The sequence below is a fragment of the Lacinutrix undariae genome (genome assembly GCF_052934785.1).
The window spans coordinates 505732-518035 of sequence record NZ_CM128809.1 but is presented as its reverse complement, the minus strand read 5'-3'; the positions used below and the strand labels follow the sequence as shown (position 1 = coordinate 518035).

Annotated in this window: 9 protein-coding genes; 5 read left to right on the top strand and 4 right to left on the bottom strand. The window is 32.4% G+C overall.

The features are described 5' to 3' along the window. Positions 1 to 141 precede the first annotated feature (141 nt). From gyrB to secDF, 5 genes are all read left to right on the top strand, one after another. Complete coding sequence (gene gyrB, locus ACU4C5_RS02470) at positions 142 to 2091, top strand: DNA topoisomerase (ATP-hydrolyzing) subunit B (protein ID WP_446845470.1); 1950 nt, start codon at positions 142 to 144, stop codon at positions 2089 to 2091. 158 nt (positions 2092 to 2249) lie between these two features. Next, on the top strand, positions 2250 to 3263 hold the full coding sequence (locus tag ACU4C5_RS02465) for a DUF6588 family protein (protein WP_446845469.1): 1014 nt from the start codon (positions 2250 to 2252) through the stop codon (positions 3261 to 3263). 117 nt (positions 3264 to 3380) lie between these two features. After that, positions 3381 to 4307, top strand: a complete 927-nt coding sequence (gene mdh / locus ACU4C5_RS02460; protein WP_446845468.1) for a malate dehydrogenase — start codon at positions 3381 to 3383, stop codon at positions 4305 to 4307. Between the two features lie 202 nt (positions 4308 to 4509). Next, the gene (locus ACU4C5_RS02455; protein ID WP_446845467.1) at positions 4510 to 5115 is read left to right on the top strand and encodes a hypothetical protein; all 606 of its coding nucleotides are present in this window, start codon (positions 4510 to 4512) and stop codon (positions 5113 to 5115) included. 198 nt (positions 5116 to 5313) lie between these two features. Beyond that, positions 5314 to 8319 carry a protein translocase subunit SecDF gene (gene secDF, locus ACU4C5_RS02450; protein ID WP_446845466.1) on the top strand — a complete coding sequence of 1002 codons (3006 nt, stop codon included), beginning with the start codon at positions 5314 to 5316 and terminating at the stop codon, positions 8317 to 8319. An 811-nt stretch (positions 8320 to 9130) separates the two neighbouring features. Here secDF and ACU4C5_RS02445 read toward each other — a convergent pair. From ACU4C5_RS02445 to cysS, 4 genes are all read right to left on the bottom strand, one after another. Then, on the bottom strand, positions 9131 to 9631 hold the full coding sequence (locus tag ACU4C5_RS02445) for a DUF192 domain-containing protein (RefSeq protein ID WP_446845465.1): 501 nt from the start codon (positions 9629 to 9631) through the stop codon (positions 9131 to 9133). Continuing rightward, the gene (gene lgt, locus ACU4C5_RS02440; protein WP_446845464.1) at positions 9631 to 10461 is read right to left on the bottom strand and encodes a prolipoprotein diacylglyceryl transferase; all 831 of its coding nucleotides are present in this window, start codon (positions 10459 to 10461) and stop codon (positions 9631 to 9633) included. The genes ACU4C5_RS02445 and lgt overlap by 1 nt, the downstream gene beginning before the upstream one ends. 96 nt (positions 10462 to 10557) lie before the next feature. Beyond that, on the bottom strand, positions 10558 to 10794 hold the full coding sequence (gene yidD, locus ACU4C5_RS02435) for a membrane protein insertion efficiency factor YidD (protein ID WP_446845463.1): 237 nt from the start codon (positions 10792 to 10794) through the stop codon (positions 10558 to 10560). 26 nt (positions 10795 to 10820) lie between these two features. Continuing rightward, positions 10821 to 12302, bottom strand: coding sequence for a cysteine--tRNA ligase (cysS, locus tag ACU4C5_RS02430; protein ID WP_446845461.1), 1482 nt, complete (start codon positions 12300 to 12302; stop codon positions 10821 to 10823). Positions 12303 to 12304 lie beyond the last annotated feature (2 nt).

The window sequence follows — 12304 nt, the reverse complement described above, 5'->3', positions numbered from 1 at the left end:
AATGCGTTTTAAATGTTTATCTTTGTTTGTATTCAAGAGGATGCCAAAAGCATCTTTTTTTGTGTTCTTGTAGCACAGATTTTTTCAGAAATGAATTTTATCTTGAATTTTAAATTTAATACAGTAAATAAATAGCAATTTATGAGCGAGAAAAAAGAAGAGTTTAATAAGCACAACTATTCGGCTGATAGCATTCAAGCGCTAGAAGGAATGGAGCACGTGCGTATGCGTCCGTCAATGTATATTGGAGATGTTGGAGTAAGAGGACTTCACCATTTGGTATATGAGGTTGTTGATAACTCAATTGATGAGGCATTAGCGGGACATTGTGATAATATAACAGTAACAATTAATGAGGATAACTCAATCACAACAGAAGATGATGGTCGTGGTATTCCTGTAGATCTTCATAAAAAAGAAGGCGTATCTGCACTTGAGGTTGTAATGACTAAAATTGGTGCCGGTGGTAAATTTGATAAAGATTCATACAAAGTATCTGGTGGTTTACACGGGGTTGGTGTGAGTTGTGTAAATGCATTATCTGAGCACTTATCTGCAATCGTTCACCGTAATGGTGAAGTTTGGGAGCAAGAATATGCAATGGGTAAAGCATTATTTCCTGTAAGAAAAATTGGAGAAACAGATAAGAGAGGTACTATTGTAACTTTTAAGCCTGATGCAACAATTTTTAAACAAACTTTAGAGTATAACTACGATACTTTAGCAAGTCGTTTACGTGAATTAGCTTACCTTAATAAAGGAATAACAATTCATTTAATTGATAGAAGAGCAACAAAAGAAGATGGAGAATTTGAAGGTGAAACATTTCATTCTACCGAAGGTTTAAAAGAGTTTATCAAGTATTTAGATGCAACTCGTGAGCCTTTAATGAAAGATGTTATTGCTTTTGAAGGTGAAAAAAATGGCGTACCTGTTGAGGTAGCTATGATTTATAATACATCTTATGCCGAAAATTTACACTCTTATGTAAATAATATTAATACACATGAAGGTGGAACACACCTTTCTGGTTTCCGTAGAGGTTTAACACATACCCTTAAAAAGTATGCTGATGAGTCTGGAATGTTAGATAAATTAAAATTTGATATTGCTGGTGATGATTTCCGTGAAGGATTAACAGCTATCGTTTCGGTAAAAGTACAAGAACCACAATTTGAAGGACAAACAAAAACTAAATTAGGTAACAGAGAAGTTTCGGCAGCAGTAAGTCAGTCGGTTTCAGAAATGTTAACTGATTATTTAGAAGAGAATCCAGATGATGCTAAAATTATTGTTCAAAAAGTAATATTAGCAGCGCAAGCACGTCATGCCGCTCAAAAAGCACGTGATATGGTACAGCGTAAAACAGTGATGAGTATTGGAGGGTTGCCAGGGAAACTAAGTGACTGTTCTGAGCAAGATCCTGCAAAATGTGAAGTATTTCTTGTTGAGGGAGATTCGGCGGGTGGTACGGCTAAACAAGGTCGTGACAGAGCATTTCAAGCTATTCTTCCACTTCGTGGTAAAATCTTAAATGTTGAAAAAGCCATGACGCATAAGGTTTTTGAAAATGAAGAGATTAAAAATATCTTTACAGCTTTAGGGGTTACTATTGGTACAGAAGAAGATAGTAAAGCGCTTAATTTATCTAAATTACGTTACCATAAAGTGGTAATTATGTGTGATGCCGATATTGATGGTAGTCACATTGCAACGTTAATTTTAACGTTTTTCTTTAGATATATGAAAGAGTTAATTGAAAACGGACATATATACATTGCAACACCGCCGTTATACTTAGTAAAACGTGGTGCTAAAAAACAATATGCTTGGTCAGATCAAGAGCGCGATAGTATTGTAAAAGAATTTGGTGATGGATCAAAAATTCAAAGATATAAAGGTCTTGGGGAAATGAATGCATCTCAACTATGGGATACTACAATGAACCCTGAATTTAGAACCATGCGTTTAGTTCAAATTGATAACGGTACTGAAGCAGATCGTGTATTCTCAATGTTAATGGGGGACGAAGTACCACCACGTAGAGAATTTATTGAAAAGAATGCTATTTATGCAAATATTGATGCATAAATAATATCATATATTTTATTAAAAACGAGTACTTTTAGTGCTCGTTTTTTTTGTTTTTAAATTAATAAAATATCGATTAAATGCTATTTTCATCGATAAAAAGTGTTGTGTTATTTATTTTTCACTATTTTTGTCATTCAATTTATATAAGATCACTCATGAAAAGAATCAGTTTTTTATCCGCGTTTTTAATGTTTTCGACAGTTATTGTAGCTCAAGAAAATATAAATAATTTACTAACAGCAGGTGTTAATGATGCTGAAAAATTTACAGCCGCATATATTGCTCCGGCTTCCGAAGGAATTGCATTTGGGATAAATAACGGGTGGTTTAATAATGCAAAAGCACCAAAACGTTATACGTTTGAAATTTCTATAATGGGAAATGCCTCATTTATAAAAGATGATAAAAAATCATTTCAACTAAATATTGACGACTATGAAAATATTAGATTCCCTGATAATAGTCCGTCACAAACTGTAGCTACAGCTTTAGGTCATAATACATCAGATATTACAGTAATTGCCACATACCAAGATCCTGTTTTTGGAAATCAAGAAGTAGAGATAGAGTTGCCTACCGGAATTGGTTCAGAAAATATTAATTTAATTCCTACAGCATTTTTACAAGCTAGTTTTTCTCCGTTCACCGGAACTCAAATAAAAGGGCGTTTTTTTCCAAAAGTAGATACCGATGATATTAAAGTTGGTTTTTATGGGATTGGATTACAGCAAGAATTTACGGCATGGTTACCAGAAGAAAAATCTATTCCTGTAGCAATTTCAGGATTGGTAGCTTATACACATTTAGATGGTGCTTACGATTTTTCTAATACAGATTATGTAGAAGGAGAAAATCAAAGTGTAGAAACTAATATAAACACTTTGTTATTTGAACTTATTGTAGGAACAAAATTTAAAGTACTTAACTTTTATGGAGGGTTAGGTTATATTTCTGGAACATCTACTACAGATTTATTAGGAACATATAGAGTAACAGATGGATTTTTAGTTTCTGAAGAAGTAACAGACCCATTTAAAATAGAACAAGATATTGATGGAATGCGAGGAACTGTTGGAGCAAATTTACAACTTGGTTTTTTCTCTCTAAATGCAGATTATACTGTTGCTGAATTTGATAGCGCATCATTAGGTGTTAATTTTGCGTTCTAAAATATTAACAAAAAAATAAGAAAAGTGCAGGATTAAACCCTGCACTTTTTTCATTTAAAGCATAATAATTTGTAAATTTGTTTCGTTAAAATTCAACACAAATTTAAAATATAAAAAATGAAAGTAACAGTAGTAGGAGCAGGAGCAGTAGGTGCAAGTTGTGCAGAGTACATTGCAATTAAAGACTTTGCTAGCGAAGTTGTAATCTTAGATATTAAAGAAGGTTTTGCTGAAGGTAAAGCAATGGATTTAATGCAAACAGCATCATTAAACAATTTTGACACTAAAATTACAGGAAGTACTAATGATTACGCTAAAACAGCAGGATCTGATGTATGTGTAATTACTTCTGGAATTCCAAGAAAACCAGGTATGACTCGCGAAGAGTTAATTGGTATCAATGCAGGAATTGTAAAAATGGTATCTTCAAGCTTAATTGAGCACTCGCCAAATACAATTATCATTGTAGTATCTAATCCAATGGATACAATGACGTATTTAGTACATAAAACTACAGGTTTACCTAAAAACAGAATTATTGGAATGGGTGGAGCATTAGATTCTGCACGTTTCAAATACAGATTAGCAGAAGCTTTAGGAGCTCCTATTAGTGATGTAGACGGAATGGTTATTGGTGGACATAGCGATAAAGGTATGGTACCATTAATAGGTAAAGCTGCAAGAAACAGTGTAAAAGTTTCTGAGTTTTTATCAGAAGAACGTATGGATCAAGTAGTACAAGATACTAAAGTTGGTGGAGCTACACTTACAGGTTTATTAGGAACTTCAGCTTGGTATGCACCAGGAGCAGCAGTATCAGCAATGGTACAAGCAATTGCTTGTGATACTAAAAAGATATTCCCTTGTTCAGCTTTATTAGAAGGTGAATTTGGATTAAACGATTTATCAATTGGTGTACCTTGCGTATTAGGTGCTAACGGAATTGAAAAAATTGTTGAAATTAGCTTAACTGATGCAGAAAAAGCAAAATTAGCTGAATCTGCTGAAGGTGTAAAAACGACTAACGGATTGTTAGAGTTATAATATATCTCTCATATTTTATAAAAAGAGCTGCTGTAAAGTGGCTCTTTTTTTTGTTTTTCACTTCCGTAGAAATATAAAAAACAAATCATATAATTAAATTTGAAATATCTATTATATGATAGATTATAAATGTTTGATAAGCTGTTAATAATTAACAAATGAGGGTGTAAAAACAATCCTTATTTTTTTATATATTTGGCACATGAATTCGAGGTGGTACATTGGTGCTTTAATTATAATCTTTTCCGTTTTAGGAGGTGTTGCCAATAGGCAACAAGAAAACCTTCCTAATCAGGAAGTGATTTTACAGTTTGTAAATAAAGATCTTACCTCAGATGCTGCTCAATACACTATTTCTGCTGTAAAGCAACAACTACAAAATATTGGTGTAAATAATATTACCATTGTAGAACAAAATAATGGAGAATTAAAAATCTCCTATTATAGTGATACCGATGCGGCTATTATAAAAAATATTTTAGAACTAGATAAAACATCTAGTTATGAAAAGCAGTCGCCTTCTCCATTTCCAGCGCAAGAAACAACTTTAGCTTATAATTTTGATGTGTATGATCTTCATAAAGATTATGATATATTATCAAATTTAGGTGGAAAATTAGCACTAGAACTAAAAGCAAATACAGATCGTTTTTCTAACCCTAATGAGTATATTTTTGTTAACGGTATAATTATTAAAGGCGAAGAAGCTCATGTAAAAGTGGCTTACAAATTTTATAAAACCATTGCCATTGCAATAGATAATAATTCTCAAAAAATACCTGAAGTTAGGGCAGGACCCCAATGTTAATACAGGTTGAAAAATCGCTCGGTTTTTCAAATTACAAAAACGGTTGTTAACTTTAAGAGGTCGTTTTTAGTATAGCTTTCATTACTTTAGGTGAAAAGCTGTAAAATATTCACATATTACATAAAAAACAATTGTCAAGTAGGCGGTAAATTTTATATTTGCTCGTCTTAAAAAATTGACGAATTAAAAATTAAAAGAATGCAAAACAAAGGATTAGTAAAGCTTTTTGCACTGTTATTTGGTTTGGTAAGTATTTATCAATTATCATTTACGTTTAAAGCAAATCAAATTGATGCTGCTGCAAAAGAAGCTGCGGTTACAAAATTTGAAACACCAGAAGAAAGAGGTGCTGAAGAGGTACGTTATTTAGACTCTCTTAAGAGTTACAAAGTTGATGTAGACGGGAAACAAGAAAACATCAAAGTATTTAATATTGGTATTGCAGATTATACTTACAATGATGTAAAGGATAAAGCAATGAATCTTGGGTTAGACCTTAAAGGTGGTATCAATGTAATTCTAGAGATTTCTGTAAAAGATATCTTAAAAGGATTAGCTAACGATAGTAAAGATCCTATTTTTAATAAAGCTTTAGCAGATGCAGAAGAAATTCAAAAAAGTGCACAAGAGCCTTATTTAGAGTCTTTTTATACAGCTTTTGATGCAATAAAAGGAGATACTAAATTAGCATCACCTGATATTTTTGCTAACAGAAGTCTTGTTGGTGAGGTAGATTTAAATATGTCTGATGACGATGTAAAAAGCATTATTAAAACTAAAGTAGACGAATCTATCGTTTCTGCTTTTGAGGTATTGCGTAAACGTATTGATAAGTTTGGGGTAACACAACCAAACATCCAACGTTTAGGGAATTCAGGTCGTATTTTAGTAGAGCTTCCAGGAGCTAAAGATGTTGATCGTGTAAAAAAATTATTACAAAGTACTGCTCAATTAGAATTTTGGGATGTATATAGTGGAGAACAATTTTTACCATTCTTAGCACAAGCTAACGAAACTTTAAAAGGTATTGTTGATACAACACCTGTTACTGAAGAAGCTGTTGTAGCTGAAGAAGTTTCAGAAGATAAAAAAGATGATTTATTAAATGAATTAGTTGGTGAAACTTCTACAGATAGTACTGCAGTTGTAAATCCTTTATTAGATTTATTAAGAGGTTACGGATCAGGAACTGGTGCTGTAGCAACTTTTGAAGCTAAAGATCAAGAATTAGTATCTTCTTACTTAAACAATCCACAAGTAAGATCATTATTACCTGCAGAACAACGTTACGTGAAATTTGTATGGGGACTTCAATCTAAAGATAGTGATTATGTTGAGTTATATGCTTTAGCTGGAAACAGAGAAAACAAACCAGAATTAAGTGGAGCTGTAATTACAGATGCACGTCAATCTTATAATCAAACAGGAAAGCCATCTGTAAGTATGCAAATGGATAGTAGAGGATCTAAGATCTGGGAAGAAATGACCGGAAGAGCTTACGCTCAAAAAAGTAGCATTGCTATTGTATTAGATGAAATTGTATACTCTGCACCAACTGTAAATACAGGAGCTATTTCTGGAGGAAACTCTGAAATTTCTGGAGCATTTACAATCAATGAAGCTGTCGATTTAGCAAACGTATTAAGAGCTGGTAAATTACCTGCTTCTGCAGATATCGTTCAAGCAGATGAGGTAGGACCATCATTAGGTCACGAAGCTATTAGTAGTGGTACAACATCGTTCTTAATCGCTTTAGCATTAGTATTAGCGTGGATGATTCTTTACTACGGTAAATCTGGTATTTTTGCAAACATTGCATTATTATTAAATATCTTATTAATGTTTGGTGTACTTTCTGGATTAGGAGCTGTATTAACACTTCCAGGTCTTGCAGGTATCGTATTAACATTAGGTATGGCGGTTGATGCCAACGTACTTATTTACGAACGTATTAGAGAAGAATTAAGAAACGGTAAAATGCAACAAGAAGCTATTAAAGATGGTTTCTCTAACGCATTATCTTCTATTTTAGATGCAAATATTACTACAGGACTTACTGCTCTTATATTATTTGTATTTGGTACAGGTCCAATTAAAGGATTCGCTACAACATTATTAATTGGTATTATTACCTCTTTATTTACAGCGATCTTTATCACTAGATTATTTGTTGATTGGTATGCAAACAAAGGGAAATCATTAACATTCTCTACGCCACTTACAAAAGGATTATTCCAAAACATGAATATCAATTTTATCACTAAACGTAAAATTGCTTATACTATTTCAGGAGTATTAATCGTATTAAGTATTGGTTCTTTATTGACTAAAGGATTAGATCAAGGTATTGATTTTGTAGGAGGAAGAACTTACCAAGTGCGTTTTGCTGATGATGTTAGTCCAGAAGATGTAAAAGATAACTTAGTTGCAGCTTTTGAAAGTGCTGAAGTAAAAACAATTGGTAATTCTCATCAATTAAAAATTTCAACAAAATATAAAGTAGACGAAAATTCTGCAGAAGCTGATGAAGAAGTACAACACATGTTGTTTGATGCATTAAAAAGCCACTTACCAGAAGGAACAACTTACCAAGATTTCTCTGATGCTAAAAACGGTGTTGGTAAAGTATTATCTAGTAAAGTAAGTCCAACAATTGCCGATGATATTAAGAAAGAATCTTTCTGGGCAGTATTAGGATCTTTAATAGTTGTATTTTTATACATCTTATTCCGTTTCAAAAAATGGCAATTCTCATTAGGAGCTGTAACAGCGGTATTCCACGATATTATTATCGTATTAGGAGTATTCTCTTTCACACACTCATTTATGCCATTTAGCATGGAAGTAGATCAAGCGTTTATTGCGGCAATATTAACCGTAATTGGTTACTCACTTAATGATACCGTAGTTGTATTTGATAGAATTAGAGAAGTGCTTGCTGATAAAGCTGGATTTAAAGGTGGTAAAAACATTAACTTTGCAATTAACAGTACGTTAAGTAGAACCTTAAATACATCACTTACTACATTAGTAGTATTATTAGCGATGTTCATTTTTGGAGCAGATTCTCTTAGAGGATTATTATTTGCATTAATAGTTGGTGTAGTAGTAGGTACATATTCTTCTGTATTTATTGCAACTCCAGTAATGTATGATACTTTAAAAAATAAAGGTGCTGAAACTTCTGAAGAAGAAGAAGCATAAGTTTTAATAAAGCTTACAATTTTAAAAAGCCACTCATTTTTTGAGTGGCTTTTTTATGCGATATAATCAACGATTTTAATGTGTGATTAGAAATATTTTAAGCTGAAAATATAAACACTCATTAAAGATTGTATTGCATTTAATTGATTAAAATTTCTCCGTCAAGCGGAATAAAATACCTGTAAGTTGAACAGCTATTTCATAAAAGAAACATTATAAGACCTTATCAGGTAGATCAGAGTCGAGGTCATATTAATATCAGATTACATACTTACAAATTGTTAATAACTGTCTCAATTTCGTTAAAGAAGATCTTTTAGTATAATATAAGCATTAAATTCAGAGAATTGTTAGGTTTAGCGGTGTCAAGACTTCATTGATTTCAGAATAGAACCTTGTAGATTGTTAATAAGTGTCTCAATTTCTATAGAAAAGACTATTTTAATATAATATGAGCATTAAATTCAGTGAAATGTTAGGTTCAACTGAGTCGAGACGTCGTTAACTTCAGAATAAAACCTTATGGATTGTTAATAAGTCACTGAATTTCGTTCAAGAAGACTATTTTAATATAATATGAACATCAAATTCAGTGAAATGTTAGGTTCAACTGAGTCGAGACGTCGTTAACTTCAGAATAAAACCTTATGGATTGTTAATAAGTCACTGAATTTCGTTCAAGAAGACTATTTTAATATAATATGAGCATTAAATTCAGTGAAATGTTAGGTTCAACTGAGTCGAGACGTCGTTAACTTCAGAATAAAACCTTATGGATTGTTAATAAGTCACTAAATATCGTTCAAGAAGATCATTTCAATATTGAAAAATCTACAGTATCTCCAGTTTCAATATTCCAAGTGTCAGCTAAACCACCATTAATTTCTAAAACATACTTAGTAGGACCTTCAGAAGGTAAAGACGTTTCGTTAAAAGGTCTGGCATTTTTTTGAATGCTAACCACTTTTTTATTGGTGTTAATGTAAATAATATCTAGCGGAATTCGTGTGTTTTTCATGTAGAAACTACGCGGTCTTTCATCAGGGAAAATAAATAACATTCCCTGTTTCTTATCCATGTGATCTCTGTACATTAACCCTGTTTGCGTTTGATAATCATCATCGGCAATTTCAATATCCAGACTTGTGATTAAGCTATCTGAATTTGCTTTTCGTAAGGTTAATTCGCCTTCTTTTTCAAATGAAATTACAATAGGCTTTACTGTTTTTTGTTCCTCTTTACAAGAAATATTCAATATAGAAAGCATTCCTAAACTGATAACCGAAAATACAGTGAGCGCTTTTAATTGCATTAGGCAAGTTTTGTTTTAGGTTTGTATACAAACATAAAGTAAAGACCTAAAAGTACAAATGGGATACTTAACCATTGTCCGGTATTTAAAGCCCAAGTTGCTCTGTCGTCTACTTGTGCTTCTTTTACAAATTCTACAAAGAATCTTACAGACCATAATAGCACTAAAAATAACCCGAATAAAAAGCCTTCTTGCTCGCTTTTTTTAGTTTTCCAATAGAAATAAAATAGAATTAAAAATACAAATACATAACATATTGCTTCATATAATTGCGCCGGATGTCTTGGCATTTGCATATCTCTAGGAAGTTGTTTAAAAACGATTCCAAAATCTGAACCAGTAGGTTTTCCTATGATTTCAGAATTAATAAAATTTCCTATTCTTACAAATACAGCTCCAAATGCTACAGGAACAACCACTCTATCTAAAATCCAAAGTACAGTTTTGTGAAGTACTTTTTTGTTGTATAAATACATTGAAATAATCATGGCAATTGCGGCACCATGACTTGCTAACCCTTGAAAACCGGTAAATTCAAAACCGTTTTTAAAACTGAAAGGTAAAAAGATGCTGAAAAAATCTTCTTTAAAAAGTTCTGGTTGATAAAAAATAACATGGCCTAAACGCGCACCAAGCATAATTCCTAATACCGAATATATAAATAAAGAATCTAGCGACTCGTTACTCTGACCTTCGTTTTTGTAAATGCGTTTCATGATGTTAAATCCTGCGATAAAAGCAACAATCCACATTAAACTATAATAGTGTAACATGTAAAAACCTAAGTCTAATCCTTTTGAAGGATCCCAAACAATATATAAAGCGTGCATAGTTTTAATTTTTCAAGCGTAAAGATAGTATTTTGAAATAGAGTAGATGTTAAGGTTTTTTGAAATTATAAAACCTTTTGAGATATTTTAAAATATTTAGTTGTCATCCTTTTTAGGAACGGGATCAAATCCTGATTTTCCCCATGGATGACAACTAAAAATCCTTATCACTGCTAGTTTTCCACCTTTTAATAAACCATGAACTTCTAAGGCTTCCTTTGTGTAATGTGAACACGTAGGTTGAAACCTACATGTTGCTGGAGTAAAGGGAGATATTAAAGTTTGGTATATTTTTATTAAAAATAAAAATGGTGCAATGACTATTTTTTTCATAATGCTAGTGCATTATTTAATGTGTTTTAATTGGTGCTAAATGTTGTGCCTTCTTTTCCGTCGTTAAGTTGAATTCCGGCAGCGGCTAATTCATCTCTAATTTTATCAGACATTGCAAAGTCTTTATTCGCTCTTGCTTCTTGTCTTAATTGAATTAATAAATCTACAGCTCCTGCTAGTTTCTCAGTTCCAGTATCAGCTTTAGTAACGTTTACCAATCCTAAAACATCAAAAGTGAAATTATGAATGGTTTGTTTTAAAATAGCTAAGTCTTCTGCTGTTAACGATGCATTTCCTTCTTTTATTTGATTTACTAATTTAGCAGCTTCAAATAAATGAGCTATTAATATAGGTGAATTAAAATCGTCGTTCATAGCGTCGTAACATTTCTGTTTCCATGCTAAAACATCAAAAGTAGAAGTTTTACTTGTTTTTAAATCTTCAAGCGCATTGATAGCATCCATTAAACGGAAAAAACCTTTTTCGCTAGCTAATAATCCATCGTCTGTAAGGTCTAAAACGCTACGATAAGAAGATTGTGCAATAAAAAATCGAATCACACTAGGTGAAAATGCTTTACTGAAAAATTCGTTATTTCCTGAAAGTAATTCGTCTGGGTTTACAGTGTTTCCTGTAGATTTAGACATACGTTGCCCATTAAGTTCAAGCATGTTGGCGTGCATCCAGTAATTAACCGGTGCTACTCCTTTTGAAGCTTCACTTTGTGCGATTTCACATTCGTGATGTGGAAATTTTAAATCCATTCCACCACCATGAATATCAAAATTATCACCTAGATATTTTGTGCTCATTGCTGTACATTCTAAATGCCAACCTGGGAAACCATCACTCCAAGGAGAAGGCCATCTCATAATGTGTTGAGGTTCGGCTTTTTTCCAAAGGGCAAAATCTTGAGGGTTTTTCTTGTCGCTTTGCCCATCTAAAGCACGCGTATTATGAATTAAATCTTCAAGTTTACGCTTGCTTAAAATTCCGTAATTTTTTGTTTCATTAAATTTATGAACGTCAAAATATACAGAGCCATTTATTTGGTAAGCAAAACCGTTGTCAATTATTGTTTTGATTAATTCAATCTGCTCAATAATATGTCCGGTTGCGGTTGGTTCAATACTTGGCGGTAAGAAATTAAACGTGTTAAGGATATTATGAAAATCTACCGTGTAGCGTTGCACTACTTCCATAGGTTCAATAGCTTCTAAACGTGCCTTTTTTGTAATTTTATCTTCACCTTCGTCTGCATCATTTTCTAAATGACCAGCATCTGTAATATTTCTTACATAGCGTACTTTATAACCAAGATGTTTAAAATATCTAAACACCATATCAAAAGACATAAATGTTCTTACATTTCCTAAATGAACATTGCTATACACTGTTGGTCCGCAAACGTACATGCCAATATAGCCTTTGGTTATGGGATTAAATGTTTCTTTTTGTCCAGATAAAGAATTGTATATTTTAATGGTATGTTGGTTGTAAAGCTGCATAT